The sequence below is a fragment of the Nocardia sp. NPDC057227 genome, from assembly GCF_042669725.1.
GTDB classification, from domain to species: domain Bacteria; phylum Actinomycetota; class Actinomycetes; order Mycobacteriales; family Mycobacteriaceae; genus Nocardia; species Nocardia asteroides_A.
Map to the genome: position 1 here is coordinate 22312 of NZ_JBHUXA010000022.1, position 25812 is coordinate 48123.

At 70.3% G+C, this 25812-nt stretch carries 26 protein-coding genes, 1 tRNA gene and 1 pseudogene; 13 read left to right on the forward strand and 15 right to left on the reverse strand.

Annotated elements, in window-relative coordinates; genetic code table 11:
• Nucleotides 1–91: 91 nt before the first annotated feature.
• Nucleotides 92–862, reverse strand: coding sequence for an MBL fold metallo-hydrolase (locus tag ACFUJ1_RS25850; protein WP_378649623.1), 771 nt, complete (start codon nt 860–862; stop codon nt 92–94).
• A 71-nt stretch (nt 863–933) separates the two neighbouring features.
• Between ACFUJ1_RS25850 and ACFUJ1_RS25855 the strand changes: the two genes are divergently transcribed.
• The 4 genes from ACFUJ1_RS25855 (at nt 934) to ACFUJ1_RS25870 (ending at nt 3392) form a co-directional block, all read left to right on the forward strand.
• Nucleotides 934–1878: a GlxA family transcriptional regulator gene (locus ACFUJ1_RS25855; RefSeq protein ID WP_378649624.1), complete on the forward strand. Its 945-nt coding sequence runs from the start codon at nt 934–936 to the stop codon at nt 1876–1878.
• Between the two features lie 10 nt (nt 1879–1888).
• Nucleotides 1889–2404, forward strand: coding sequence for a gamma carbonic anhydrase family protein (locus ACFUJ1_RS25860; protein WP_378649625.1), 516 nt, complete (start codon nt 1889–1891; stop codon nt 2402–2404).
• 166 nt (nt 2405–2570) lie between these two features.
• Nucleotides 2571–2708: a hypothetical protein gene (locus ACFUJ1_RS25865; RefSeq protein WP_233016653.1), complete on the forward strand. Its 138-nt coding sequence runs from the start codon at nt 2571–2573 to the stop codon at nt 2706–2708.
• Nucleotides 2709–2768: 60 nt separating this feature from the next.
• Nucleotides 2769–3392: a TetR/AcrR family transcriptional regulator gene (locus ACFUJ1_RS25870; RefSeq protein ID WP_378649626.1), complete on the forward strand. Its 624-nt coding sequence runs from the start codon at nt 2769–2771 to the stop codon at nt 3390–3392.
• A 1260-nt stretch (nt 3393–4652) separates the two neighbouring features.
• Here the strand turns inward: ACFUJ1_RS25870 and ACFUJ1_RS25875 are convergent.
• Nucleotides 4653–5255 (reverse strand): annotated as a pseudogene (locus tag ACFUJ1_RS25875) (Eco57I restriction-modification methylase domain-containing protein); the annotation flags it as partial.
• Nucleotides 5256–5387: 132 nt separating this feature from the next.
• Here ACFUJ1_RS25875 and ACFUJ1_RS25880 point away from each other — a divergent pair.
• The gene (locus ACFUJ1_RS25880) at nt 5388–6077 is read left to right on the forward strand and encodes a nitroreductase (protein WP_378649627.1); all 690 of its coding nucleotides are present in this window, start codon (nt 5388–5390) and stop codon (nt 6075–6077) included.
• A gap of 3 nt (nt 6078–6080) precedes the next feature.
• Here ACFUJ1_RS25880 and ACFUJ1_RS25885 read toward each other — a convergent pair whose 3' ends face one another.
• The 7 genes from ACFUJ1_RS25885 to aceE all read right to left on the reverse strand — a co-directional run bounded on the left by ACFUJ1_RS25885 (nt 6081) and on the right by aceE (nt 15075).
• Nucleotides 6081–6512, reverse strand: a complete 432-nt coding sequence (locus ACFUJ1_RS25885; protein WP_378649628.1) for a winged helix-turn-helix transcriptional regulator — start codon at nt 6510–6512, stop codon at nt 6081–6083.
• Nucleotides 6513–6540: 28 nt separating this feature from the next.
• Nucleotides 6541–7977, reverse strand: coding sequence for an acyl-CoA carboxylase subunit beta (locus tag ACFUJ1_RS25890; RefSeq protein ID WP_378649629.1), 1437 nt, complete (start codon nt 7975–7977; stop codon nt 6541–6543).
• Nucleotides 7978–8112: 135 nt separating this feature from the next.
• A complete protein-coding gene (locus ACFUJ1_RS25895; RefSeq protein WP_378649630.1) occupies nt 8113–9363 on the reverse strand; it encodes a KasA/KasB family beta-ketoacyl-ACP synthase in 1251 nt (416 codons plus the stop codon).
• 10 nt (nt 9364–9373) lie between these two features.
• The gene (gene acpM / locus ACFUJ1_RS25900; protein WP_378616556.1) at nt 9374–9676 is read right to left on the reverse strand and encodes a meromycolate extension acyl carrier protein AcpM; all 303 of its coding nucleotides are present in this window, start codon (nt 9674–9676) and stop codon (nt 9374–9376) included.
• Between the two features lie 124 nt (nt 9677–9800).
• Entirely contained in the window at nt 9801–10715 is a 915-nt protein-coding gene (locus ACFUJ1_RS25905; protein WP_378649631.1) for an ACP S-malonyltransferase, read from the reverse strand.
• A 128-nt stretch (nt 10716–10843) separates the two neighbouring features.
• Complete coding sequence (locus ACFUJ1_RS25910) at nt 10844–12175, reverse strand: PucR family transcriptional regulator (RefSeq protein WP_378649632.1); 1332 nt, start codon at nt 12173–12175, stop codon at nt 10844–10846.
• A gap of 41 nt (nt 12176–12216) precedes the next feature.
• Entirely contained in the window at nt 12217–15075 is a 2859-nt protein-coding gene (gene aceE, locus ACFUJ1_RS25915; protein ID WP_378649633.1) for a pyruvate dehydrogenase (acetyl-transferring), homodimeric type, read from the reverse strand.
• 240 nt (nt 15076–15315) lie between these two features.
• On the opposite strand from aceE, the gene ACFUJ1_RS25920 reads away from it, so the two are divergent.
• The 5 genes from ACFUJ1_RS25920 to ACFUJ1_RS25940 all read left to right on the forward strand — a co-directional run bounded on the left by ACFUJ1_RS25920 (nt 15316) and on the right by ACFUJ1_RS25940 (nt 17264).
• Complete coding sequence (locus ACFUJ1_RS25920) at nt 15316–15840, forward strand: hypothetical protein (RefSeq protein ID WP_378649634.1); 525 nt, start codon at nt 15316–15318, stop codon at nt 15838–15840.
• A gap of 118 nt (nt 15841–15958) precedes the next feature.
• Nucleotides 15959–16381 carry a DUF3052 domain-containing protein gene (locus ACFUJ1_RS25925; protein ID WP_378616563.1) on the forward strand — a complete coding sequence of 141 codons (423 nt, stop codon included), beginning with the start codon at nt 15959–15961 and terminating at the stop codon, nt 16379–16381.
• A 69-nt stretch (nt 16382–16450) separates the two neighbouring features.
• Nucleotides 16451–16915: a peroxiredoxin gene (locus tag ACFUJ1_RS25930; protein WP_378649635.1), complete on the forward strand. Its 465-nt coding sequence runs from the start codon at nt 16451–16453 to the stop codon at nt 16913–16915.
• 33 nt (nt 16916–16948) lie between these two features.
• Nucleotides 16949–17020, forward strand: a tRNA-Val gene (locus ACFUJ1_RS25935).
• A 28-nt stretch (nt 17021–17048) separates the two neighbouring features.
• Nucleotides 17049–17264, forward strand: coding sequence for a hypothetical protein (locus ACFUJ1_RS25940; RefSeq protein WP_378649636.1), 216 nt, complete (start codon nt 17049–17051; stop codon nt 17262–17264).
• A 96-nt stretch (nt 17265–17360) separates the two neighbouring features.
• On the opposite strand, the gene ACFUJ1_RS25945 is transcribed toward ACFUJ1_RS25940, so the two are convergent.
• Nucleotides 17361–17654 carry a hypothetical protein gene (locus ACFUJ1_RS25945; protein ID WP_378649637.1) on the reverse strand — a complete coding sequence of 98 codons (294 nt, stop codon included), beginning with the start codon at nt 17652–17654 and terminating at the stop codon, nt 17361–17363.
• 199 nt (nt 17655–17853) lie between these two features.
• Between ACFUJ1_RS25945 and ACFUJ1_RS25950 the strand changes: the two genes are divergently transcribed.
• Both ACFUJ1_RS25950 and ACFUJ1_RS25955 read left to right on the forward strand, forming a co-directional pair.
• Nucleotides 17854–19053, forward strand: coding sequence for a helix-turn-helix domain-containing protein (locus ACFUJ1_RS25950; protein WP_378649638.1), 1200 nt, complete (start codon nt 17854–17856; stop codon nt 19051–19053).
• Between the two features lie 205 nt (nt 19054–19258).
• The gene (locus ACFUJ1_RS25955; protein WP_378649639.1) at nt 19259–19672 is read left to right on the forward strand and encodes a hypothetical protein; all 414 of its coding nucleotides are present in this window, start codon (nt 19259–19261) and stop codon (nt 19670–19672) included.
• A gap of 9 nt (nt 19673–19681) precedes the next feature.
• On the opposite strand, the gene ACFUJ1_RS25960 is transcribed toward ACFUJ1_RS25955, so the two are convergent.
• The 3 genes from ACFUJ1_RS25960 to ACFUJ1_RS25970 form a co-directional block, all read right to left on the reverse strand.
• Nucleotides 19682–20806, reverse strand: coding sequence for a DNA glycosylase AlkZ-like family protein (locus ACFUJ1_RS25960; protein ID WP_378649640.1), 1125 nt, complete (start codon nt 20804–20806; stop codon nt 19682–19684).
• Between the two features lie 20 nt (nt 20807–20826).
• Nucleotides 20827–22146 (reverse strand): B12-binding domain-containing radical SAM protein, encoded by a 1320-nt coding sequence (locus tag ACFUJ1_RS25965; protein WP_378649641.1) that lies wholly within the window; start codon nt 22144–22146, stop codon nt 20827–20829.
• Nucleotides 22147–22345: 199 nt separating this feature from the next.
• Nucleotides 22346–22777 carry a MarR family winged helix-turn-helix transcriptional regulator gene (locus ACFUJ1_RS25970; protein ID WP_378649642.1) on the reverse strand — a complete coding sequence of 144 codons (432 nt, stop codon included), beginning with the start codon at nt 22775–22777 and terminating at the stop codon, nt 22346–22348.
• Nucleotides 22778–22860: 83 nt separating this feature from the next.
• Between ACFUJ1_RS25970 and ACFUJ1_RS25975 the strand changes: the two genes are divergently transcribed.
• A complete protein-coding gene (locus ACFUJ1_RS25975; RefSeq protein WP_378649643.1) occupies nt 22861–23367 on the forward strand; it encodes a YbhB/YbcL family Raf kinase inhibitor-like protein in 507 nt (168 codons plus the stop codon).
• Nucleotides 23368–23373: 6 nt separating this feature from the next.
• Here the strand turns inward: ACFUJ1_RS25975 and ACFUJ1_RS25980 are convergent, their stop codons facing one another.
• Together ACFUJ1_RS25980 and ACFUJ1_RS25985 are read right to left on the reverse strand one after the other, a co-directional pair.
• The gene (locus ACFUJ1_RS25980) at nt 23374–25032 is read right to left on the reverse strand and encodes an amidase (RefSeq protein ID WP_378649644.1); all 1659 of its coding nucleotides are present in this window, start codon (nt 25030–25032) and stop codon (nt 23374–23376) included.
• Between the two features lie 172 nt (nt 25033–25204).
• The gene (locus ACFUJ1_RS25985; protein WP_378649645.1) at nt 25205–25735 is read right to left on the reverse strand and encodes a DUF3145 domain-containing protein; all 531 of its coding nucleotides are present in this window, start codon (nt 25733–25735) and stop codon (nt 25205–25207) included.
• Nucleotides 25736–25812 lie beyond the last annotated feature (77 nt).

A 25812-nucleotide genomic window follows, 5' to 3' on the forward strand; every position in this document is an offset into this window, starting at 1 on the left:
GCAAACTCCGCCGACCCCGTGCCCCGGCGCGCCGCGCGTCCGCACGCCGTGCGCGATCCCGCGGACAGTGCCCCGCTACCGCCAGGAACATTCACACCCGGGCGGGCGCCCCGATCCCGAAGACCACTCCCGGCACCGGAATCCGCAACTGCTCAGCCCGCCCGGCGTACTCGAACGTGCGCCGCAGATGCTCGAGCGTCTCGCTGAAATGCGCCCACCCCTCCCCGTGCACCGGTACGACGACCGCCGCGCCGAGCAACTCCGCCGCCCGCACCGCGCTCCGCGCGTTCAGCGTGACATCGGCGTCCCCGAACAGCCCGACATTCGCCGCCCCCACGTTCAGCACCGCGACGTCGATCGGCCCGGCCCGCTGCACGATCCGCGCCACCACCTCGACCGAGGCATTGTCCCCCGACACGTAGACCACCGGCTCCCCCGCCGCCCGCAGCACGAACCCGGTCACCACCCCGGTCACCGGCTCGCACCCCTCCGGCCCGTGCAGCGCGGGCACCGCGGTCACCTCGACCTCGCCGACCGCGACCGTCTGCCAGGCGGCTAGCCCGCGTACCCCCGGTATGCGCTCGCCCGCGCCCGGCGTGGAGAGCACGAGCGGCACCTCCCCGAGCAGCTCCCGCCCGGCGGTGTCGAGGTTGTCGGCGTGCTCGTCGTGCGAGAGCAGCACCACGTCGATCGGCCCGAGCTCCGCCCGCGGCACCGCGGGCCCGTGCAGTTTGTGCAGCAGAACCGGCCCCGGGTAGTCACCCGGCTCGTCGAAGGTGGGATCGGTGAGCCAGGTGCGCCCGGCGTAGCGGAAACGCAGCGTCGGCCCGCCGACGTGCAGTGCCTCGAAGGAAAACGTCATGCCACCGATGCTCGGCCGCCGCACACTCCCGAACCAGTGGCCCGCAAGCCACACACCGCTAAGATCAGGCCATGCACGAGGTCGCGGTGCTCGCCTTCGACGCCATCAGCCCCTTCCACCTCGCCGTCCCGACCCTGGTCTTCGGCCGCGTCGGCATCGACGGCCCGAGCCCCTACCTGGTCCGGGTCTGCGCCGAACAGCCGGGACGGCTCAGCACCCCCGCCGGTTTCGCCCTGCACGTCGAACACGGCCTCGACTGCCTGAGCACCGCCGACACCGTCGTCGTCCCGAGCTGGCCGCAGGACGCGACCCCCACCCCCCAGCTCATCGCCGCACTGCGCGCCGCGCACGCCCGCGGCGCCCGGCTGGTCGGGCTCTGCCTCGGCGCCTGGGTGATCGCCGCGACCGGCCTCGCCGACGGCAGGGAGCTCACCACGCACTGGGCCGCCGCCCACGCGCTGGCCGCGGCCTTTCCCGCGGTCCTCGTCCGCGCCGACACCCTGTGGTCCGATCTCGGCGACATCGTCACCTCGGCGGGCGTCGCCGCCGCGCTCGACTGCTGCCTGCACCTGGTGCGCACCGACCACGGCAGCCTGGCCGCAGCCGAACTGGCCGGCGCGCTGGTCACCGCGCCGCACCGGAGCGGCTCACAGGCCCAGTACATCCCGATCCCGGTCCCCGACCCCGCCGACGACGACCCGGTCGAGCGCGCCATGGTCTGGGCACGGGCCAACCTGGCCGACCCGATCGAGCTGGACGGCTGGGCCGCCGTCGCGCACATGTCCCGGCGCACCTTCACCCGCCGCTTCCGCGACCGCACCGGCGCCAGCCCGCAGCAGTGGCTGCTGCACCAGCGGGTGGACGCGGCCCGGCTGCTGCTGGAGACCACGGACGAGACGGTCGAGCGGGTCGCGGGCCGGGCCGGCTTCGGCTCCGCGGTGAGCCTGCGCCACCACTTCCAGCGCAGGCTCGGGACCAGCCCGGCCGGGCACCGCGCGCAATTCCGGCCCGGCTAGGTTCGGGGGTATGCGAATCGAGATCGGCGGCCACGCCCCTGACATCGACGAACGCGCCTGGGTGGCGCCCACCGCGACGGTGATCGGCCGGGTGACGCTCGCCGCCGACGTCAGCATCTGGTACGGCGCCGTGCTCCGCGCCGACCTGGAGACCATCGCCGTCGGCGCGGGCAGCAATATCCAGGACGGCTGCGTGCTGCACTCCGACCCCGGCTTCCCGCTCACCGTCGGCAGCGGGGTCTCGGTGGGCCACAATGCGATCCTGCACGGCTGCACCGTCGAGGACGACGTGCTGGTCGGCATGGGCGCCACCGTCCTGAACGGCGCGGTGATCGGCGCGGGCAGCCTGATCGCGGCCAATGCCCTGATCCCCGAGGGCGCGCGAATTCCGCCCGGTTCCCTGGTCGCGGGCGTTCCCGGCAAGGTGCGGCGCGAACTCGGCGACGCCGAGCGCGACGGCATCAAGCTGAACGCCGCTGTGTACGTTCACAACACGGCCACCCACCGGGATGCCACTCCGCTGTGATGGATAACACACCCCCGAGCACCACATGGAACCGTTGGTAACATGATCACAGCGCCCCGCCACGGCGCTGGATCTTCCGGCTTACCGCGGGCGTTGCGTGTGGGCAGGAGGTATCACGGTGGCGTACGAGCGTTCGGGTATGCACCGTCCGGGGGGGCGGATCAGTGTGGCCGACATCGCGGCCCAACCGGGGGGAATCGAGGCGCTGCAGCGCAGGGTCCACGAGTTACGGTGTCGCGGGGTGGATTTCGCGGCGAATGCGATCGAGCGGGAAATGGCGGATTTCGACCTGCCCCGTGGCTGACCGGCAATCCGCGCGGGTGAAATAATCTCGACGGATCACTGCACGTCGACGGGAGATTTGATGTCCGCGGTTCCGCCGATGCTCCAGCGCATCCTGGAGAAGCCCGTGGCCGACGGCGAGCGGTTGCTGGAGAGCGCCTTCTCGGCCTTCCTCGACTTCGGCATCAAGCGCACCAGCATGGGCGAGATCGCGCGCCGGGCCGGAATCAGCCCGGCCACGCTCTACCGCCGCTTCGAGTCGAAGAACGATCTGGTGGAGGCGGTCACGGTGCGCGAGGCGCAGCGCTTCGTCGCCGAGATCGACGGCCGGGTGCGCACCGTCAGCGGCTCCGACGACCAGCTGGTGGAGATCTTCGTCGCCTTCATCACGGCGATCGCGGGCAACCAGCTGCTGCGCAGGCTGCTGCGCACCGAGCCGGAGCTGATCCTGCCCAAGCTCACCACCGACGCGGGCCCGGTCTTGGCCATCGGCCGCACCTACCTGGCGGAGAAGCTGCGTGAGCTAGGCGAGCCCGGCGCCGCCGAGCAGATCGACCCCGACCTGATCGCCGAGATCATGGCCCGGCTCGCGCTCTCCCTCGCGCTCACCCCGGACGGGCTCATCCCGATCGACGACGCCGAGGCGGGCCGGGATTTCGCCAGACGCACCCTGCTGCCCATGATCGGGGTCCGCCCCCGGCCCTGAGCCCGGGCGCAGCCCGAAGGCGGCGTAGACCCGCTCGTCGAGCAGCGCGGCCGCGGTGGCGTCGAAGGGGCGGCCCGCCTGCAGCTCGACCGAGAGCGCGATCACCGCGCGGGCGGCGGCGGTGGCCGGGTCCGGGAGCGGCATGCGGGAGACGTACTGGGTGATCCACCTGCGGCGGCCGGAGTAGAGCCGGTTCCCGCAGACCGCGTCGTACCAGCGCAGCCCCAGGGTGGAGTTGGCGACGCCCATGAGCAGCGCGGCCAGCTCCTCGGCCGGCTCGCCCAGGTCGGCGAGCGAGAGCCAATAGCAGTCGCCGTTCACCACCGCGCCGGAGCGGTCGAGGGCGAAGCGCGGGACGGCGCTGATGTCCGGGAAGACGACCTTCGGCGCGCGCCACAGGTGCGGGCGCTGCGGCACCCAGATCTCGAACCACGCGCGCCCGCCCGCCGCCACGTAGTGCCTGGCGGTCAAGGCCTCCCGGTGCGTCGCCAGGTACGCCGCGGCGGCCGGATATTCGGCCAGGTCGACGGGGGTGCGCCGGGCCACGGCGGTGTCGTACGGGTACAGCACCCGGACATCGCGGCCGCGCTCGATCCGCCACGGCGCCAGATCGTCGTGCGTCAGCAGCGGACGCAGCAGCTCCGGCTCCGGGCTCGGCCGCACCGCGTCCCACCGATCCGAGATGAACACCGAATCGGCCGTCGTCTTGATCCCCACCCTGATCCGCCCCAGCTCCCCCGCGCGCCGCCAGGTCGCCGCATCGATCGCACCCAGCCAGGCATCCAGCTCCGGATGCGAGAGCCGCCACGGCCCCGCACTCCCCCGCCCGGAAGCCGCGCCGCCGCCGAGCGCGCCCCGGCCCGCACCCCGCGCAGCCGACGAAACTCCCGCGCCCGCGACGCCCCGCGCCGGCTCACGTCCTCCGCCCACAACCCCGGCAGCTGATCCAGGACCTCCGCCCGCGACCCCCGAGGCCGATCCCGAAACTGCGCCCGAGGCCACCGGGCCGGCCGCGGGAACCCCGGCGGCGGACTCTCCCTCCCCGGTGACGAGCACCCCCACCTCCACCGCGAATTCCCGCTCCCCGAGCACGATCCGCCGCCCCCGCGCCGCGAGCACCGCGTCGAACAGCTCCCCCTGCTCCGCGGCGGGAACAGCACCGCCGACCTGGTACACCGAGACGTACCGGCACGGCCGGTCGGCCGGCCCCTTGACCGCGATCGTCACCGCGGGCAGCACCGCCGCCTCGAACAGCTTCGTATCCCCGAGGTCGTACAACTCGACCGGCGCCAGCTCCCCGCGCAGCAACTCCCGCACATTCGCCCCGGCCCTCGTGGTCAGGTACCGATTCGCGCAGAGCAGCCCGAGCACCCCGCCGGGCGCGAGCAACCGCGCCGCCGACGCGACGAACGGATGCGTCAGATCGATCCGCCCGCGCAACCCGTACCTGGCCCGCAGCTCCGTCGCGGCGACCCCGCCGAGCTGCTGCGTCCGCACATACGGCGGGTTGGTGATCACCGCGTGGAACTCGCCCGCGGGCAGCGCGTCCGCCGCCGCCAGGAAATCCCCGGCCCGCCAGCGCACCGCGACCCCGGCGGCCGCCGCCCGGCTCCGCGCCACCCGCAACCCCGCCGCGTGCAGATCGTGCCCGACCAGCTCCAGCCGCGTCCCCGGCCGCTCCCGCGCCATCTCCCCCGCCACCGCGAGCAGCAGCTCCCCGTCCCCGCAGGCCGGGTCGAGCACCCGCAGCACCGGCCCGGCCGGGGCGTGCGCGAGGAGCCGCCGCGCCAGGAATCCGGCGAGCGCGGGCGGTGTGTAGTGCCGCCCGTGCCGCTTCCGGTCCCGGTCGGGGAGATCGGCCATGCGGCGATTGTGCCGCAGAGTGTGGCGTACGCCACCGAACCCGGCGCGCCGGGTCCACCGCCGGACACTTCTCGACAGCGATTCCCGCTGCTACTGTTCGGTCTCGAAAAGAGACCAAACCGAGGGAGCCCGATGACAGCGATCGAGACCGACCAGTACACCGCGCTGCGTCGCCTGCTGGACGAACGCTGGACCTGCCGTCAGTTCCGCCCCGAGCCGGTGCCGCGGGAGACCCTCGAGCAGCTGTTGCTCGCCGCGCAGCGCACGCCGTCCTGGTGCAACACCCAGCCCTGGCGGGTCGAGGTCACCACCGGCGCGGGCACCGAGCGCTTCCGCACCGCGCTCGGCGAGCACCTGACCGCCCCCGACGGCGGCCCCGACTTCCCCTTCCCGCCCGGCTACGCAGGCGTCTACCAGCAGCGGCGCCGCGAGTGCGGGAGCCAGCTGTACGCCAGCGTCGGGATCGAGCGCGGCGACAAGGCGGCCGCCTTCCGGCAGACCATGCGCAACTTCGACTTCTTCGACGCGCCGCACGTCGCGATCGTGAGCACCCCCGCAGAGCTCGGCGTCTACGCCGCCGTCGACTGCGGCCTCTACCTGAACAGCTTCCTGCTCGCCGCGCAGAGCCTCGGCCTCGGCGCCGCCCCGCAGGCCGCGCTCGCCACCTACGCCCCCTTCGTCCGCCGCCACTTCGGCATCCCGGACGACCACCGCGTGGTCGCGGGCATCTCCTTCGGCTACCCCGACCCCGAGCACCCGGTCAACACCTTCCGCACCAGCCGCGCCGACCTCACCGACACCGTCCACTTCCACGGCGCCTGAGAACTACCAGCCCGGGCTCACCGGCTCGGGCACGACATCCCGCGCCGTCATCTCGGCCCCGCAGTGATCGCACCCCACCCGCACATGCGCCTCCCCGACACACCCCCGGTGCGTGTACCGCACCGGGGGCCCGTCCGGCGCCATGTGCGCGTCACCCCAGTCCCGGATGGCGAGCAGCACCGGGTAGATGTCGTGCCCCTTCGGCGTGAGCCGATACTCCCCCGACTCCACCTTGACCAGGATTCCGTGCTCGATCAGCCGATCCAGCCGATCCAGCAACCGGCTGCGCGAGATCCCGAGCGCGCTCTGGAACCCGTTGAACCGCCGGATCCCGCTGAAGCAGCACTTGAGGATGAGCAGCGTCCAGCGGTCCCCGAACACGACGAGCGGCCGGGTGATCGAGCACGACACGTCGGCGAGATCCTGGTAGCGCATCCGGCGATGCTACCGCCGGAACCGCCTGCTAGAGCGGGATGTTCTTGTGATGGCTCGGCACCGCGGGCACCGAAGCCAGCGCGGCGGCCAGCCTGCTGCGGGTACGGGCCGGGTCGATGACCTCGTCCACCACCCCGATGGCGACGGCCCGCTCCACGCCGCCCGCGATCTGCTCGTGCTCGGCGGTGAGCCGCTCGTGCAGCGCCTCGCGCTCCGCGCCCTCCGGCGCGGCGGCGAGCGCCTTCTTGTGCAGGATGCCGACGGCGGCCTTGGCCCCCATGACGGCGACCTCGGAGCCGGGCCAGGCGAAGACCGCGGTGGCGCCGAGCGCGCGGGCGTTCATGGCGATGTAGGCGCCGCCGTAGATCTTGCGGGTCACCAGCGTCACGCGCGGCACCCTGGCCTCGGCGAAGGCGTGCAGCAGCTTGGCGCCGCGGCGCACGACGCCGTCCCACTCCTGGCTCACGCCCGGCAGGTAGCCGGGGACGTCGGTGAGCACGACCAGCGGAATACCGAAGGCGTCGCAGAGCCGAACGAAGCGGGCGGCCTTCTCGGCGCTCGCCGAGTTCAGGCAGCCGCCGAGCCGCAGCGGGTTGTTGGCGAGCACGCCGACGGTGCGCCCGCCCAGCCTGCCCAGCCCGGTGACCATGCTGCGCGCGTACCCGCCCTGCAGCTCCTCGAAGGTGGATTCACCGTCGACGTTGTCGAGCAGCTCGTGCACCACCGGCTTGACGTCGTAGGCCCGGCGGGGCGACTCCGGCAGCAGCGCCTTGAGGTCGACGTCGCCGTGCGCCGCCGCGGCCAGGTCGAACTCGCCCTGCTCGGCGAACATGGAGACCAGGCGGCGGGCCCGGTGCAGCGCGTCGGCCTCGTCGTTCGCGACGATGTGCGTGACGCCGGACTTCTTGCCGTGCGTCTCCGGCCCGCCGAGCGTGGCCATGTCGACCTGCTCGCCGGTGACGCTGCGCACCACGTCCGGGCCGGTCACGAAGACCCGCCCCGCGGGCGCCATGATCACGATGTCGGTGAGCGCGGGGCCGTAGGCGGCGCCGCCGGCGGCGAAGCCGAGCACGACGGAGAGCTGCGGGATCCGCCCGGAGGCGCGGACCATGGCCTCGAAGACCAGCCCGACCGCGTGCAGCGCCTCGACGCCCTCGGCCAGCCTGGCGCCGCCGGAGTGCCAGAGCCCGACCACCGGCGCGCCGGAATCCAGCGCGGTGTCGATGGCGGAGACGATGTGCTTGCAGCCGTCCACGCCCATGGCGCCGCCCATCACGGTGGCGTCCGAGCAGTAGGCGACGGTGCGCACCCCGTCCACCTCACCGATCGCGGCGAGCACGCCGGAGCGGTCGCGCGGGTGCAGCGGCAGGAGCGTGCCCGCGTCGAAGAACCGCTCCAGCCGGCCGAGCGGGTCGCGCGGATCGGTGGCGGTGTCCGGTTGGAACGCGGGGGCCATGATCGTCATCGCGCTCACCTCCTGTTCGAGGGCAGGGTCGGCCGACGGGCGGCACTGCGCCCGGGGAAAGCTGTGAAAGGACGGACGGGGGCCCGGCGCGACGCCGGGCCCCCGTCGTATTCCGTTGTGCGGCTGGGCTACGTGTTACGCCCGGCCGAAAGCGAGCGCCACGTTGTGCCCGCCGAAACCGAAGGAGTTGTTGACCGCGTACTCGATTTCCTGGCGCCGGGCTTCCCCGTGCACCACGTCGAGATCGATCTCCGGATCCTGGTTCTCCAGGTTCAGCGTCGGCGGGACGATGCCGTCCCGGATGCTGAGCACGGTGAGCACCGACTCCAGTGCGCCCACCGCGCCGATCGAGTGCCCGAGGGCCGACTTCGGCGCGTACACCGAAGCGTGGTTACCCAGCGACTTGGCGATCGCCCTCGCCTCGGCGGTGTCGCCGATCGGGGTGGCGGTCGCGTGCGCGTTGATGTGGGTGATGTCGCTCTTCTGCAGACCGGCGGTCTGCAGCGCGCGGGTGATGGCGCGCGCGGCGCCACTGCCCTCGGGGTCCGGGGCCACCAGGTGGAAGCCGTCGGAGGTGATCCCCGCGCCGAGCAGCCGCGCGTGGATGGTGGCGCCGCGGGCCTTGGCGTGCTCCTCGGTCTCGATGACCATGAGGGCGCCCGCCTCGCCGAACACGAAGCCGTCCCGATCCTTGTCGAAGGGGCGCGAGGCGCCCCTCGGATCATCGTTGCGGGTGCTCATCGCGCGCATCATGGAGAACGCCGCGATCGGCACCGCGTCGATGAAACCCTCGACACCGCCGGTGACGACGATGTCGGCATCGCCCATGACGATCATCCGCCATGCGTTGGCGATGGCCTCGGAGCCGGACGAGCACGCCGAGACCGGAGTGACCACTCCTGCCCGCGCCTTCAATTCGAGGCCGACGACCGCGGAGGGGCCGTTCGGCATGACCATCTGCACGGCCAGCGGGGAAACCTTGCGGTAGCCGCCGTTCTTCAGCTTGTCGACCGAGTCGATGAGGGCGTCGCCGCCGCCGAGGCCGGTGCCGATCGCGACGCCGAGGCGTTCGGGATCGACCTCCGGGCTGCCGGCATTGCGCCAGACCTCACGACCGAGCACGGTCGAGAGCTGCTCCACGTAGGACATGCGCCGGGCCTCGACCCTGGTCAGCAGGGTCTCCGGCTGCACCTTCAGGTGGCCGCCGATGCGGACCGGCAGGTCGTATTCCTCGATGAAGTCATCCTCGAGAACGTCGATGCCGCTCTCGCCGTTGAGGAGTCCCTTCCACGTCGCATCGACGTCACCGGCGATCGACGTGGTCGCCGCCAGGCTCGTGACGACGACGTTGGGAAAGTTCCCGTTCTTGGTGGAAGGAGTGGTCACTGGTTCAGCCCTACTCGGCGTTGTCGAACTTGGCCTTGAGCTCGGCGGCCGTGTCGGAGTTCTCGGCCTCGAGCTTCTGGATGTAATTGACGGCGTCGCCGACCGTCTTCAGGCTGGCGAGATCCTCGTCCGGGATCTTGACGCCGTACTTGTCCTCGGTCTGCACAGCGATCTCGACCATGGACAGCGAGTCGATGTCCAGGTCATCGACGAAGGACTTCTCGACGGTCACCTCGGACGGCTCGATGCCGGTCACTTCCTCGATGATCTTGCCGAGTTCCTCGACGATTTGTTCCTGGGTCAGAGCGGCCACTTTGGTGGCTCCCTTCTTGTTTCTGCTGAGTAGGGCTCTACTGGGTTTTCGATCCGAACCGGACTTTGGTTACCGTCCGGCCGGGTCACGGTCGCGTGTCGATTGCCGCGCGACCGTGGGAAAGCTAGCCGGAGCTCGTGAGCGCGGCCAACGCGGGGAGGTCTTCGGGGGTTTTCAGCGCCAGCGTCGGCGTCCCCTTCAGCTCCCGCTTCGCGATGCCGACGAGGGTGCCCGCCGGTGGCAGCTCCGCCACCGCCGAGACCCCGGCCCGCCTGCTGGTCTCGGTGCACAGATCCCACCGCACGGGGCGGGTGACCTGCGCCGCGAGCTTGTCGATCGCGTCCTGCCCGGAAGCCACCGGCTTGCCGTCGAAATTGGAGAGCAGGGTGCGGACCGGCTCGCCGGGTGTGATCTTCGCGATCGCCGCGGTCACGGCGTCCTGGGCGGGCGCCATGTACTTGGTGTGGAACGCACCCGCCACCGGAAGGGCGCGGATGCGCGCCTTCTCCGGCGGGTTGGCGGCGAGTTCCGCGAGGGCCTCCACCGCGCCCGCGGCCACGATCTGCCCGGCCGCGTTGCGATTGGCCGGAACCAGGTCGAGCTCCGCGAGCCGGGCGAGCACGGCGGCTTCGTCGCCGCCGAGCACCGCGGACATCCCGGTCGGCTCCAGCGCGCACGCCTTCGCCATCTCCCCGCCGCGGATCGCGGCCAGGGTGACCGCCTCGTCCGGCGTGATGACGCCGGCCACGGCGGCCGCGGCGAGCTCGCCGACCGAGTGCCCGGCCACGATGGTATCCGCCGGGAGCGAATCCGGGTCGATCTCCGCGAACGCGAGCAGCGCCGCGGCGACCACGAGCGGCTGGGTCACCGCGGTGTCGGTGATCTCCTCCGCGGTGGCGGTGGTGCCGAGGCGGACCAGATCCAGCCCCGACGCCTTGCTCCAGAGCGCGAGGCGGTCGGCAGCGCCGGGCACCTCGAGCCAGGGCACGAGCATGCCGGGTGTCTGGGATCCCTGTCCGGGTGCGAGCAACGCGATCACGTCTCTAAGAAAACACTGTGAGGCACCTACTACGAGATGTCGGCACCGATGAAGGTTTCCGACTCGTTTTGTGGAGGTCCCACAAACGCCCTCGTGGAGCGGGCCGATCGACCGGACCGGGTTGGCCGTTACAGTCCGTCCGAACCGGCCGGGGAAGAAGTGTCTTCTGATGATGTTGATGACGATTCGTTACGAGTTCGTGTCAAACGACCCACTGTGGCGGCAATCCTGAGCACGTAGGCATCGCGCGAATTCATCGGATCCCGGCCGGTGACTTCCGCGATGCGCTTCAGGCGATAGCGCACAGTATTTGGATGGATGTACAGCTGGCGGGCACAGGTCTCGACCGCGCCCCCGCAATCGAGGTAGGCATCGAGGGTGTCCGCCAGGGCCGAACCGGCCGCTGCCAACGGAAGCACAACGTAGTCGACCATCGCCTCGACCGCAGCACGGTCCCCCAACAAGGCGCGTTCCGGTAACAACTCCGCGGCGTGCACCGGCCGCGGCGCGGCGCGCCAGCCGACCACCGCCTCCATCCCGGCCAGCGCCTCCACCGCGCTGGCGTGCGCGGCGCCGAGCGTGCGGGTGGTCGGCCCGATCACCACCGGGCCGTCGGAGAAGACCTCGGCGAGCAGGTCGCCGAGGAACGCCGACTCCTGCCCCGCCTCGCCGAGCGGCCCGCTGACCACCATCACCAGCCTGGTGCCCTGCACCACCGCGAGCGCGGCCCTGTCGTGCCGCGCCGCGATGGTGTGCACCCCGCCGACCGCCGAGACGCCCTGCTCGCGCGGCGGGATGCCGACGAGCACGGTGGCGGGCGCGGTGGCGTCCCAGTTCAACGTGGCGGCCCTGGAGAGCATGTCCGGCCCGGTGTCGCCGCGCACGACGGCATCCACCACCAGCGCCTCCAGCCTGGTGTCCCACGCGCCCCTCGACTCCGCCGCGCTGGCGTACACCGAGGCGGCCGCGAAGCCGAGCTCGCGCCCGTACCGCAGCACCGCCTCGGTGAGCGCGACCAGCTGCCGGTCGTTGCGGGCAAGCGCGGGCAGCCACTGCTCGAAGAACTCCATGGCCACCCGGACCATGTCGACGGTCTGGCGCAGCGTCAGCCGCCGCGCCAGGTCCTGCGGGAACACCTGGAAGGCGTCCAGGCTGAACCGGATGTCGCTCTCCGGGTCCTGCAGCCACTCCAGGAAGTTCACCACCGCGGTCTGCACCAGCATCTGGACGCCCGCGCGCTGCGCGGCGTCCAGATCGGCGAAGAACGGCAGCCGATCCTGCATCGACCCCACCGCCTCGGTGGAGAGCCTGCCGGAGAACTGCTTGACCCGCTTGAGCAGCGTGTCCGGCAGCGGGTCCCGGTTCTGCCGGTTCGGCGAGAGCGCGCCGGTCGGCAGGTAGACCTCGTGCTCCGACGAGGTGTCCGAGATCCGCCTCGGCCGCGGTGGTTTACGTTCCACGATCCCTTCCGTTTTCGGTGCCGGTGTGTGGTCCCCCGCCGCTACTCGTCGTCGACGTCGGCCTCCGGCGCGGCCGTGACGTCGTCGATGCGGTACTTCGCCGCCGCCTCGGCGGCCTTGCCCGCGTCGATCTTCCCGGCCTTCGCCAGCCCGGACAGCACCGCGACCGTGATCGACTCGGCATCCACATTGAACACCCGGCGCGCGGCCGGGCGGGTGTCGGAGAACCCGAACCCGTCGGTGCCGAGCGTGATGTAGTCACCGGGTACCCACTGGCGGATCTGATCCTGCACCGCCCGCAGCCAATCCGACGCCGCAACGATCGGGCCCTCCGCCTCGGCCAGCGCCTCGGTGATGTACGGAACGCCCGGATCCACATCCGGGTGCCGCAGCGCCGCGATCTCCTTCGCCAGCCCGTCCCGGCGCAGCTCGCCCCAGGACGTCACCGACCAGACGTCGGCCCGCACGTTCCACTCCCTCGCGAGCAGTTCCTGCGCGCGCAGCCCCGCGGGCACGGTGACGCCGGAGACCAGGATCTGCGCGGGCAGCTCGCCCTCGGTGCCCGCCCGGTAGCGGTAGATGCCCTTGAGCAGCCCCGCCACATCCACGTTCTCCGGCTCGGGCGGCTGCGGGTACGGCTCGTTGTAGAGGGTGATGTAGTAGAAGATGTTCTCCCCGCCGAAGCCGTCCACCCCCGGTGTGCCGCCGTACATCCGGCGCAGCCCGTCCCGCACGATGTGCGCGATCTCGAAGGCGTAGGCCGGGTCGTAGGAGACGACGGCGGGGTTGGTCGAGGCGAGCAGCAGCGAGTGGCCGTCGTTGTGCTGCAGCCCCTCACCGGTCAGCGTGGTCCGCCCCGCGGTGGCGCCGAGCACGAAGCCGCGGGCCAGCTGGTCGGCGGCGGCCCAGAGCCCGTCGCCGGTGCGCTGGAAGCCGAACATCGAGTAGAAGATGTACAGCGGGATCATCGGCTCACCGTGCGTGGCATAGGAGGTGCCCGCCGCGGTGAACGAGGCCGTCGAGCCCGCCTCGTTGATCCCCTCGTGCAGGATCTGCCCGACGCTGCTCTCCTTGTAGGCCAGCATGAGCTCGGCGTCGACCGAGGTGTAGAGCTGCCCGTTGCGGTTGTAGATCTTCAGCGACGGGAACCACGAGTCCATGCCGAAGGTGCGCGCCTCGTCCGGGATGATCGGCACGATCCGCTTGCCGATCTCCTTGTCCCGCAGCAACTCCTTCAGCAGCCGGACCAGCGCCATGGTTGTCGCCACGTTCTGCTTGCCCGAGCCCTTGCGGACCGACTTGTACGCCTCGTCGCCGGGCAGCTTCAGCGGCTGCACCGCGGTGCGCCGCTCCGGCAGGAACCCGCCGAGCGCCTTCCGCCTGCCCAGCATGTACTGGACCTCGCGGGAATCCATGCCCGGGTGGTAGTACGGCGGCAGGTACGGATCCTTCTCCAGCTCGGCGTCGCTGATCGGGATGCGCTGCAGATCGCGGAACTCCTTGAGGTCCTGCAGCGTCAGCTTCTTCATCTGGTGCGTCGCGTTGCGGCCCTCGAAGTGCTTGCCGAGGGTGTAGCCCTTGATCGTCTTGGCCAGGATCACCGTCGGCTGGCCCTTGTGCGCCATCGCCGCCGCGTACGCCGCGTAGACCTTGCGGTAGTCGTGCCCGCCGCGCTTGAGGTTCCAGATCTCCGGGTCCGAGAGGTCCTGCACCAGCGCCTTGGTGCGCGGGTCGCGGCCGAAGAAGTGGTCGCGCACGTAGGCGCCGTCGTTCGCCTTGTAGGTCTGGTAGTCGCCGTCCGGCGTGGTGTTCATCAGGTTCACCAGCGCGCCGTCGCGGTCGGCGCCGAGCAGCGCGTCCCACTCCCGGCCCCAGATCACCTTGATGACGTTCCAGCCCGCGCCGCGGAAGAACGACTCCAGCTCCTGGATGATCTTGCCGTTGCCGCGCACCGGGCCGTCGAGGCGCTGCAGGTTGCAGTTCACCACGAAGGTCAGGTTGTCCAGCCCCTCCAGCGCCGCGACGTGCGCGAGGCCGCGCGACTCCGGCTCGTCCATCTCGCCGTCCCCGAGGAACGCCCAGACGTGCTGGTCCGCGGTGTCCTTGATGCCGCGGTCGTGCAGGTAGTGGTTGAACCGCGCCTGGTAGATGGCGTTCATCGGGCCGAGCCCCATGGAGACCGTCGGGAACTCCCAGAAGGTGTCCAGCAGCCGCGGGTGCGGGTAGGACGGCAGGCCGTGGCCGGGGCCGCCGTGGCTGTACTCCTGCCGGAAGCCGTCCAGCTTGTCGGTGGAGAGCCTGCCCTCCAGGAACGCCCGCGCGTAGATGCCCGGCGAGGCGTGGCCCTGGATGAAGATCGAGTCGCCGCCGCCCGGGTGGTCCTTGCCGCGGAAGAAGTGGTTGAAGCCCACCTCGTAGAGCGCCGCCGACGAGGCATAGGTCGAGATGTGCCCGCCGACGCCGATGCCCGGCCGCTGCGCGCGGTGCACCATGATCGCGGCATTCCACCGGATCCAGGCGCGGAAGCGGCGCTCCACCTCCTCGTCGCCGGGGAACCACGGCTCGTTCTCGGTGGGGATGGTGTTCACGTAGTCGGTGGAGGTGAGTGCCGGGATCGCGACGCGGCGCTCCCCGGCCCGCTCCAGGAGCCGCAGCATGAGGTAGCGCGCGCGGCCGGGGCCCTCCCGGTCCAGCATCTGGTCGAAGGACTCCAGCCATTCGCTGGTCTCCTCCGGATCGATGTCGGGTAGGTAGGAGGCCACGCCTTCGCGAATCACCCGCACCCGGCCGGACTGCGGAACGGACCCGGTGGGGTCGGTGCCCGCGGCGCCGGCCGGTTCCCCGGTGCGGTCGTCTCCGGCGGGTCGCGCCGGTGCGGAAGAGTGGATCAGGTCGGTCAAATCGGCTCCTCGTACAGGGGTGGACATGCTGATGGCGTCTGGTTCCCCGGGCGAGCACGCTGGTCGGCGCCCCGCCCGATACGAAAGGTTCGGGCGCACCAACCATCCTTGCCGATGGTGCGTCCCAGGTCATCATTCCAGCCGGGAATCCAGTACGTTCGAGAGGGAACGACGGTGTTGCCGCCAGAGTGCTCGACAGCGGGGAGGACGATGATGCTGAACCCACGCGGGTTCGGACTGATGTGTGCGGCCGTGGCCGTCTCGGCCGGGTTGCTCGTCGCGGGCTGTGCCAACCGGGTCGAGGGCACCGCGGCGGCGAACGAGGCCGAGGTGTCCGCCTACAAGACCGAGGCCGCCGCCTCCTCGGCCGCGGCGACCTCGTCCCGCAAAGCCGCCGCCGAGGCCAAGGCCGTCGCCGACAACTGCGGCCAGTTCCCCGGCATCACCGGGGTCGGCGTGTCGAGGTACAACGAGTTCGTCGACGCGCACGACTCCAACGCCCCCGACTACGTGCCCAAGCGCGACGGCGCCGCCGCCACCCTGGAGGACGCCGCGATCAAGGTCGAGACCGGGGTCAACCAGGCCGCCGGAGCGTTGCCGGGCGATCTCGCGGGCAAGCTCACCGAGTACGTGAACGCCGCAAGGGCCCTCGCGGGCGCGACCAGGGCGATGACCTACACCGCCCCGGTCGGCGGGCTGAACGACGCCAGCAAACGGGTCAACGACGCCCGCAACGCGGTGAAGGACAGCTGCCCCGTGCGGTGATATCAGCGGTCACCGCGTACGACATTCCGATGGCTTTTCGGCCGATCGGCTTGCGCTGCGAGCCAGAACCATGTTCGCTTGCAGCTACCTGTAGTCGGAAGTTGAGGAGGACACCACCGTGGTTGCCGCGGCGGACGCGCAGAACTTCGCAGAGAAGCTTGGCATCACCCACGGCTTGGTTGTCCAGGAGCTGGGCTGGGACGAGGACGCCGACGACGATCTCCGCGCCGACATCGAAGAGGTGAGCGGCAGCGAGATGGTCGACGAGAACTCGGACGAGGTGGTCGACGCCGTGCTGCTCTGGTGGCGCGACGGCGACGGTGACCTCGCCGACGAGCTGATGGACGTCATCAGCCCGCTCTCCGACGACGGCTTCATCTGGGTGCTCACCCCCAAGACCGGCCAGCCCGGCCACGTCGATCCCAGCGAGATCGCCGAGGCCGCCCCCACCGCAGGCCTCACCCAGACCTCCGTGATCAGCCTCGGTGCCTGGGTCGGCAGCAGGCTGGTGCAGCCGAAGGCGCCCTCCAAGCAGCGCTGACCCCTTTCGCTAAGGTTTGCCCGCGGGCAGGCGCGTGTCGCGCCGACCGGAGAGAGGAAGGATCCGCGCATGCCGCTGGAGGTGGGCTCGCCCGCACCGGACTTCACGCTGAAGGACCAGAACAACCAGAACGTCTCGCTCGCCGACTACCGCGGCCGCAAGAACGTGCTGCTCGTGTTCTACCCGCTGGCCTTCACCGGCATCTGCCAGGGCGAGCTGTGCAAGGTCAGGGACGAGCTGCCCAAGTTCCAGAACGACGACGCCGAGATCCTCGCCATCTCCGTCGGCCCGCCGCCCACCCACAAGATCTGGGCCGCCGAACAGGGCTACACCTTCCCCCTGCTCTCCGACTTCTGGCCGCACGGCGCCGTCGCCACCGCCTACGGCGTCTTCAACGAGAAGTCCGGGATCCCGAACCGCGGCACCTTCGTCATCGATCGCTCCGGGATCGTCCGGTTCGCCGAGATGAACGGGCCAGGGGAGGCTCGTGACCAGGCGGCTTGGGAGAAAGCGCTCGCCGCGCTAGATTCATAAGCCGCCGCGCCGGATCGTCTCCGGCCGGTCCAGGGGCGTATAGCTCAGCGGTAGAGCACTGGTTTTACACACCAGCGGTCGGGGGTTCGATCCCCTCTGCGCCCACTTCCATGGACCAGGTGACGATACATACATGTCCGTCCTGCCCTACTCCCGTGAGCTGAGTGTTGCCGATGCCACGCGTCGGCGTGTCGCTGAACTGGATCATTCAGATGCCGACCTGCGTGACCTCGCGTCGGTGCTCGCGCGGTCAGCGGCCGACCACGGTAGCCGTACGTCGCTCGATGACGTGCTCGGGGTCTTCGGGCACACGAGGCAATCTCTCGCCGCACTCGATGACGACGAGTAGACCGTCCGCTACCTTCCGATCAGCGCCGCGGCGGCCACAGTGCCCATACGGCAACAGCGACCGGTAGGGCGATCACGACGACCCACCCGAATGTGATCACCCGCGGACCCGCCGCATGTCCGCATGCCGAGGAAAACTCTCGCGGGGCGCTGCACATTCGACATCGGCCGACTGCAGCAACCGCACCAAGTCCCACGCGGTGAGATGCGCGGCCGACGACAGGAGCACGACCTGGAGCCCCGACGCTTCCACCTGCTCGACCAGATCGAGCGCGCCGCTCGGGTCCGCCCAGCGCACCGTATATCGGAAACGCCGCGCCAACCGGCACACCTGGGCTCGATCCCACTCCGTTGTCACCGACAACGGGTCGATCCATCCGATCGCGTCCATTCCCCTGCCCCTCCTGCTGTCGGTAGGCACCCGCCGCCGAGGACGGTCGGGCTGCGACCTGGCAGCTCGACGCGGGACCGGAGGTAGCGGCATCTTCCCGGCGGCGGGGCTGAAACCGACGCTAGGCGTGGTGTTTTCGTTTCGAGGGCGGGTTGCCGTCTACCGCCGTCTACCACGAAACGCGCGTTAAGCTGGCCTCATGGACACCGAATTCGCTGGTGACAGGCTCACGAGCGCACGGTTGCGAATGGCTCGTGAGTCGGCGGAGCTGAGTCTGACCGACCTGTCCAGGCGCGTCCCCTACAGCCGGTCGACGCTGCATGCCTACGAGAGCGGGCGGCGTACGCCCACCGCCGAAGCCATCGCGTGGATCGAGCGGGTATGTGGCCCGTTGGTCGATGTCGTCACGGCGGCAGCGATCCTGGGCCGCAACGATGTCGACCGGCGTTCGTTCCTGCGCGGCGCGGCCTACAGCACGGCTTTGAGCGCGTCGGCCGCGATGACACCGGAGGGGACCTATCGCCTGATCTCCGTCGATGATTCGCGCCGGGTCGGAGCGGCGGAGGTCACGGCAGTGCGGCAGGTTACGCAGGCACTCCACGTTCTCGATGAGGTGCGCGGCGGCGGCGCCGGTCGGACTGCGGCAGCCGAGTTCCTGTCGACCGACGTAGCAGCAATTCTGCGCGCTCGATTCGCTGACGCCCGCGTGCGCAGCACGGCGTTCTCGGCTGCGAGCGAGCTCGCCTATCTGTGCGGGTTCAAGGCGCACGACGCCGGGGCCGACGGGCTCGCGCAGCGCTACTACATCTCGGCCCTGCGACTGGCCGAGGAGTCCGGCGAACCCGGCCAGGACGGATGGGCACTGCGGGCACTGAGCACCCAGGGCAGCGATATCGGCGAACCGAGCGCCGCCCCCGACCTCGCCGAAGCGGCGCTGTCCCGGGCACGCGGCAAGATATCTCGGGCAGCGCTGGGCATGTTCGCCGTAACCGCCTCTCGGACCCATGCGGAGAGCGGCAACCACGCCGCCGCCCGTGCGACGCTGCCAGACCCCGACGCGACCGACGACGAGTATCCGGTGTGGATGCGGGCGTGGACCCCGGGGCCTACCGTCGTAGACCAGACAGCGAAGACCTTCGAGGCGCTGGGGGACCCGGCGGAGGCCGAGCGCAACCGCACCCGCGCGCTGACACTGTGGAACCGGGAGACCCACCCACGGGTCCACGCTCTCACCGCCATCGAGGCCGGGCTTCTACGCTGGCAGCTGGGAGAGTTCCAAGCCGCCGCCGATATGGTTCGGCCGGCGCTTCCCATGCTGACTGCGATCGACTCCGACCGCACTCGCAGGGCGCTCGCGAGGATCCACACCACAGCTCCCGAGCTCGCTATCGCGGGCTGAGAGGCATTTCCACTCATCCGCCTGCGGCGATGACTTTCTCGAGAACCGCAGGGAAGCGTTTGCGAGCTGGCCACTCCTGAGCGGGCAGCTCGACCCGGCAGCAGGAAGTCTCCGGAGGCGTTCACCGGGCGACCGGCTTCGCCTACCCTGTGCCGCTCGATGTCTAGCTACTACAGTGCGTGGCAACGACCGGGAAGGGAGCACGGTGGACAGTCTCCAGCCAGTACTTGCCGGGCTCGACGTACCTGATTCTGTCCCGCGGGCTCCGCGCCGTCGTGATCTTCGTATCCGCGAGCTGGCGCAGTGGGCGGAGGCCCAATTGGGCTGGCTGGCGCGCAAAAGCCGCGCCGATAAGGAGAGCGACCTCTTCCTCTACATCCAAGCCGCCAAGCTCGTGGAGGAGGTCGGCGAGCTCCACGCCGAGCTGCTGGCCCGTGGCAAGCGCCAGCGCCAGGGCAAGCAGGCCGATCCGGGCGACGTCGACGGCGAGCTGGCCGATGTCATGATCTGCGTCGCCATCATCGCCCAGACGCTCGGGGTCGACCTGACCAAGGCACTCCAGGACAAGATGCAGGTGGTCGATGATCGGGTGACTCGGATAGCGAAGCCCGCCGGATAGCCGACCGGCTCAGGTGAGCAGGCGGAGACGTTTCTCCAGCGCCGCTGCCGCCTGCGCGGTCGCGGTGCGGGTACCGTCGCTGCCGGGGAAACGCCGGTAGCGGATGCGCCGGTCGGCGGGATCCCACTGCCAGCGCCCGACCACCCGACCGGCGTGCACGATCGAGGGCAGGACTTCGCCGATCTGGTTGAAAACCTTCCGGGCGGGCAGCGCGCCGAGGTAGCGCCCGCGCGACTCGAAATACGCTTTCAGAGCGATGTCTTCGTGCCCGAGGAGAGCGGCACCGGCTTCATCCACGGACGAATTCGGCTGTCGGAGGAAGGCGTCGTAGTCGGAGCGGAGCATCCAGAAGGGGCTCGGCGCCCAGGGTAGCCGCATCCGGACGACGTCACGGGCGGCGAGTGCCTCGACCACCGCCTTCGCGGGGATAGCCGCCCACCACATCACATCCTTGACGGTCGCGGGCCCGTAGCGCTGGAAGTACTGTTCGATCAGCTGATCGCGAGCGGATTCGGGTTCGAGCGTCGTGATGAACCCGGGATGGGTCAGCGAAGCCAGCGAGAACATCCGGGTTTCGCGCAGCCACCGATCCGAGGTGTTGCGGTAGACGACGTCGCCGCGTTCCCAGAGCAGCTTCAACGCGATCCGCGCCGGGATCGGCGATTGGTTCGTCGGTGTCACCGCGCGTTCGACGTCGCGGTGCGAGGCCGACGCCGCGTCGAGGAGATACCCGTGAATCTTTTCCTGTAGTGCGGTCAGCTCCCCCTGGCTCACCTCGGCGCGCACCGCGAGGCGCTGAACATCACGGAGGCGGTAGTGCCGGGTGGCGGCGTGGGCCGAGCTCGCCAGGTCGAATGGCAGGGTGTGCAACGTCTTACGCATGCACCGGATGGTGATCAGGGCATCGTCGGTGGCACCGACGAGGGGCGACAGGTCGACATCGTCGTCCACCCGGACAGCGGCAGCCACCAGGGGCGAGGACAGGCGAGCGGCGTGCAGACCGAGCGAGCGGTTCGCGGCGGCACGAACCGAATCCGGCTTGGCGGGAGTGCCGATTCCCTGTTTCGCGAGAACCCAGTTCCACAATTTCTGGGGATGTTCCACCGAAACGATCGGTGCGGAATCGCGCGCCACCGCCGGTACTGTACACGCGGCTATTTCTGGGCTCCCCACCGCTCTTCCACGAATCGCTCGAGGTCGGAGAACGCGGACTGCACTTCGACGAATTCCTGCTCGGATCCCCACCAATGGCGATCGTTGTGGTGGATGTGGAACTTCTCCCAGTCGTGATCCCAGCCGGATGCGAGGTGGGTACCGTGGATGACCTGGTGACCGTCGATTCTCTGTTCGTAGACCTCGGTTCCGGGAAGCGGGACGAACCGGAACAGCGACACCCGGGAGAGCCGGTCGGACAGCGTGTCGAGCAGGCCGATGGTCTCGTCGGTCGTGCGCTGGTTCTCGCCCGGGTAGCCGTGGATGATGAACGCCTTGGCTTCGATACCGGCCTGGACAGCGGAGTCGATCGCCCGGGTGATCTTGGCTCGGGTGGTGTTCTTGCGCATCGCCCGCAACATCGTCTCGCTACCCGACTCCACGCCGAACTTGATCTCGATGCATCCGGCCCTGGCCATCGCGGTCAGCAAGTCGGCATCAACGGTGTCCACCCTCGATAAGGCCGACCACCGCAACCCCAGGTCTGCGATGTGGGTGCAGATGTCCCGCACCCGCTCCTTCGCCACGACGAAATTGTCGTCAACGATCGCGAAACCACCGATATCGTATGCGGAGATCAGATGCTGCAGTTCCTTCCGGGCGGAGTGGCCGTCGCGGTACTGGATGCGGGTCCTGCCCGCCGCGCAGAACGAGCACGGAAACGGGCACCCTCGGCTCAGCATCACGTGCGCCATCCGGATGTCACGGCCCGCAAGGCGATCACTCATCACGAAGTCCTTGTCGGGCAGGAGTTCGCGTGCGGGCAGCGGCAGGTGACTGATGTCACGCCGCGGGACGACAGGTGTCGTCCGAAACACCGAACCATCGGCTCGGCGCGCCACCACGCCGGGCACTCCCGAGAAGTCACGGTCCCCGGCATGATCGAGAAGCTGCAGAATCGTCTCTTCGGATTCTCCGTACGACACGACGTCGGCGTCGAAATCCGTGAGAGTTTGCTCGGGATAGAAATTGGCGTGCACGCCCCCGGCCATCAGCAGCACCCTCGGGCTCAGTGCGGCCCGCCGGATCGCCTCCAGCAGGATGCCGTACGTCGCCGAGGACGCCAAACTGACACCCACCGCATCGTAGGAGGTCAGGTCCAACGGTGGATCGACCTTCGTCACTTTACGAACCGCGACTTCGTGACCGCCGTCGCGAACCGCCGAGGCCAGGTAGAGCACGCCGAAGGGCGGAAACTCCTTACGCCCCTCCCGGAACCTTGCCATGTCGTAGACCTCGGGGTACAGAAGAACAACACGCATTACGGACCCTCCCCCTGAATACGGCCGCCGGGCACCGGCCGAATTTCAGTATCAGCCGCTCACCAATTCTGCGCAACGATTTCGGGGAGAGGCCGCCCCCGCGCCTCACAATGAAATTGCATATGCACGCCCTCGGATCCGTCCGTCGAAAGACGATTACCGTTACCCACCTCGGCAGGCAACACCCCGAGATCTCCGCTCAGCCGCCGGCGGCGATGAGTTTCTCGAGAACCGCAGGGAAGCGTTTGAGGACTGCCCGCTCCTGAGCTGTCAGCTCGACTCCCGCGGCCCGCGCGATCCACTCCGCCCGGCTCGCCTGCTCGTCGTCGAGGCGAGCACTACCTTCCGCCGAGAGCGACACGACGACGCGCCTCCGGTCGTCGGGATCGGCGCCGACGTGGACCAGCCCCTGGTCGGTCAGCAGCTTCACGGTTCGCGCCATGGTCTGGTGGCGGACGCGTTCCCGCTCCGCCAGCGCAACGATCGCCGAAGGGCCATTCCGGCGCAGGTGACCGAGGACGGCGGCCTGGCCTGCGGGCATGGTGTCGGCACTGCGGACGCGGCGCACGAACTTTCCGACCGCCAGGCGGAGGTGCTCGGCGTCGGCAACGGAGTAGTCGGGTTCGTCCACTGGACAAACTATACAGCTTCGCTGTACGTTCTGATATGTACAGCAAGGCTGTATAAATCGACTCGATCCAGGAGGATCCGACAGTGAGCTACGACCCCTACGCACTCGCCTTCCCCGCCACCGAATTCACCCTGAAGAGCGATGATTTCGAGAACGGCGGCGCGCTCCCCGCGGCCTGCTACAACACCGAGAGCGGGGCAAATCGCGCGCCCGGGCTGGCTTGGTCGGGGCTGCCCGAGGGCGCCCGCAGCCTGGTCATCACCGCGTTCGACGCCGATGCGCCGATTCCGGGCGGGCTCTGGCACTGGGTGGTCAAGGACGTGCCCGCCGAGGCCGGACGCATCGAGGCGGGTGGCGAACTGCCCGCAGGCGCCGTCGCGCTGACCAACGACCTGGGGCAGGCGGCCTACTCGGGCGTGCAGCCGCCGCCCGGCACGGGCATCCACCGGCTGTTCGTCTGCGCGACGGCGCTTTCGGTGGACCGCCTGGAGGTTCCCGAGGGTGCGAGCCTCGCGCTGCTCAATATCCTGATGATTCCGCACACGGTCGGGCGCGCGGTCCTCGTCGGCACGAGCGACGCCGACGCCTGACGAACGTCAGACCGACGTCGCGTCCGCGGTGGGGACGAAGCTGAGGGCGGGGGCGCCGGCGTCGGTGTTGGTGGGGTCGGGGCCGTGACCCGGTGCGACGAAGGACAATTCGGGGAGACGCAAAGGGCTGCGAGCGAGAGGTGGCGCCTCCTGCCAGTGCGGCGCAACGGCTTCCAGCGCGAGCCCGATCTCGAGCAGCTCCAGCTCGTCCCACGGCACCCCGCCGAGCTGCACCCCGAACGGCATGCCGGTCGCCGCCGACCGCCCGGCGGGCAGCGAGATCACCGGAGCGCCGGAGAAATTCGCCCAGGTCACCGGCACCTTGTCGGCGCCGAGGATGGAGGCGGCGGAGGCGGCGACGCGCGGCATACCGTCGGTGGCGGCGCCGGGCAGCACGATGGCGGTGAGGCCGTTCTCCGCGAAGACCCGGTTGTAGGCGCGCTGGTACACCGCGCGGTCCCGGCTGAACTGCAGGTACTGGGTGGAGGGGATGCTGAGCGCGGCCAGCCCCATCTCGACGACGGCGGCGCTGAAGGGGCTCAGCCGGGTGACCTGGTCGGCCCACTGCCGGTGGTACATGCCGAGCTCGACGGCATTGCCGTCGAAGAGCCCGCCGGGCTCGGCGGGCAGCCGGACGTCGCGCAGCTCGCCGCCGAGCTCGACGATCAGCTCCAGGAAGCCGGTGAAGAGCGCGCCGAGCCCGGCGGGGAGCGCCTCGGCGGCCATCGGGATGCCGAAGACCTTTCCGCTCAGCGGTTTCGCGCCGTCGGCCGCGGTGGTCGGCAGCCCGCCCGCCGGGAAGGCGGGGGCCAGCTGGGTGACGGGGTCGTGCAGGTCCGAGCCTGCGATGGCGTCGAAGAGCAGGGTGGCGTCGGCGAGCGAGCGGCCCATGGGGGCGGGGTGGTCGCGGCTCCACATCACCGGGATGACGCCGTAGCGGCTGCACCGGCCGAAGGTCGGTTTGATCGCGCTGACCCCGCAGCGGGAGGCGGGCAGCCGGGCGGAGCCGCCGGTGTCGGTGCCGAGCGCGAGCGGGGCGAAGCGGGCGGCGAGCACGGCGGCGCTGCCGCCGGAGGAGCCGCCGACGCTCTCGTCGAGCTTCCAGGGATTGCCGACCTGCGGGGTGGCGGTCATGATGGCGAATTCGTCGGTGTGCGTGTGGCCGATCAGCACGGCGCCGCTGTCGCGCAGCCTGCGCCAGATGGTGGAGTCGCCCGCGGCGATATTGCGCTCCAGGATCTGACTGGAGGCGGTCAGCGGCAGCCCGCCGACGGCGAAGAGATCCTTGACCGCGATGGGCAATCCGCACAGCAGCGGCGCGTCGCCCTCGGCCAGCCGCGCGGCGGCCGCCTCGGCCTGCTCGTAGGCGGGCTCCGGGTAGCTGCGGATCCAGGCGTTGGTGCCGCCGCCGTAGTCGGCGCTGCGCTTCAGGCAGGCGTCGAGCAGCTCGGCGGGGTGCAGCTGCCCGGCGTGCAGCAGGCTCGCCGCCTCCAGCGCGGAGAGCAGCGCCGGGTCGGTCGCGCGCACCGCGGCGGGGTCGGGCAGCCGGGGCGTGCGCCGCCGGGCCGGCGGGCGGGCGCCCGCCGCGCCGGGGAGCACGGTGGCGCCCACCGCTCCCGCACTCGCACCGCGAATGAAGGACCGGCGCGAGACGCGCTGCAACACAGAGGATCACCCAGCTCTCGTCGAACGACGAACTCCCGGCCGCGTGCCGATTGCGGCGAAAGTTACCAGGTGGAGTTCCACATAACATCTTTAGGGAGGCGAACCAACCCGGAGTCGAACTTCGAGTCTCGGACGGACTGTCGCGAGCCGCGACCGGTCGGTTCGACCGGGGTCAACCCACATCGCGGCGCAGCCAGGTGACCTCGGCACCGGTCTCGTATCCCCCTCGGAACGCCTCGAGTTCCTCGTCCCACGCCGTGCCGAGCGCGCGCTCGATCTCGGCGGAGAGGTCGTAGTACCGCCCGATCTCGCGGGCGGCGTCGAGCATCGAGCGCAGCCGCATCTCGCCGACCTGCACGTCGCCGTTGGCGCTGGTGCTGCCGTGCCACAGCCCGAGGCCGGGCACGAAGCTGTAGCGCTCGCCGTCGACGCCGTCGCTCGGGTCCTCGGTCACCTCGAAGCGCAGCACCGGCCAATCGCGCAGCGAGCGCGCGATCCGGGCGGCGGTGCCCACCGGGCCGACCCAGTCACTGGTGGCGCGCAGCTGGCCCGCGGCGGCGGGCTGACCGGTCCAGGTGAGCTTGGCGGAGGCGCCGAGCGCCGCGGTCAGAGCCCACTCCACGTGCGGGCACAGCGCGGCAGGCGAGGAGTGGATGTACACCACTCCCGCCGTCGCATCAGAGAACTGACTCGATGCGCGCACCATTGACACCTCCAGCTTCGACGAGGGACGTCTTCCCCAACGGCCCGACGGAGCTGGCGTTGCCCGAGTGTACTGGA

Excerpts from the sequence above, each read along its gene's own strand:
- ACFUJ1_RS25850 (WP_378649623.1), bottom strand. The coding sequence starts at position 862 with ATGACGTTTTCCTTCGAGGCACTGCACGTCGGCGGGCCGACGCTGCGT.
- ACFUJ1_RS25855 (WP_378649624.1), top strand. The coding sequence starts at position 934 with ATGCACGAGGTCGCGGTGCTCGCCTTCGACGCCATCAGCCCCTTCCAC.
- ACFUJ1_RS25860 (WP_378649625.1), top strand. The coding sequence starts at position 1,889 with ATGCGAATCGAGATCGGCGGCCACGCCCCTGACATCGACGAACGCGCC.
- ACFUJ1_RS25870 (WP_378649626.1), top strand. The coding sequence starts at position 2,769 with ATGTCCGCGGTTCCGCCGATGCTCCAGCGCATCCTGGAGAAGCCCGTG.
- ACFUJ1_RS25880 (WP_378649627.1), top strand. The coding sequence starts at position 5,388 with ATGACAGCGATCGAGACCGACCAGTACACCGCGCTGCGTCGCCTGCTG.
- ACFUJ1_RS25885 (WP_378649628.1), bottom strand. The coding sequence starts at position 6,512 with ATGCGCTACCAGGATCTCGCCGACGTGTCGTGCTCGATCACCCGGCCG.
- ACFUJ1_RS25890 (WP_378649629.1), bottom strand. The coding sequence starts at position 7,977 with ATGACGATCATGGCCCCCGCGTTCCAACCGGACACCGCCACCGATCCG.
- ACFUJ1_RS25920 (WP_378649634.1), top strand. The coding sequence starts at position 15,316 with ATGTGTGCGGCCGTGGCCGTCTCGGCCGGGTTGCTCGTCGCGGGCTGT.
- ACFUJ1_RS25930 (WP_378649635.1), top strand. The coding sequence starts at position 16,451 with ATGCCGCTGGAGGTGGGCTCGCCCGCACCGGACTTCACGCTGAAGGAC.
- ACFUJ1_RS25940 (WP_378649636.1), top strand. The coding sequence starts at position 17,049 with ATGTCCGTCCTGCCCTACTCCCGTGAGCTGAGTGTTGCCGATGCCACG.
- ACFUJ1_RS25945 (WP_378649637.1), bottom strand. The coding sequence starts at position 17,654 with ATGGACGCGATCGGATGGATCGACCCGTTGTCGGTGACAACGGAGTGG.
- ACFUJ1_RS25950 (WP_378649638.1), top strand. The coding sequence starts at position 17,854 with ATGGACACCGAATTCGCTGGTGACAGGCTCACGAGCGCACGGTTGCGA.
- ACFUJ1_RS25965 (WP_378649641.1), bottom strand. The coding sequence starts at position 22,146 with ATGCGTGTTGTTCTTCTGTACCCCGAGGTCTACGACATGGCAAGGTTC.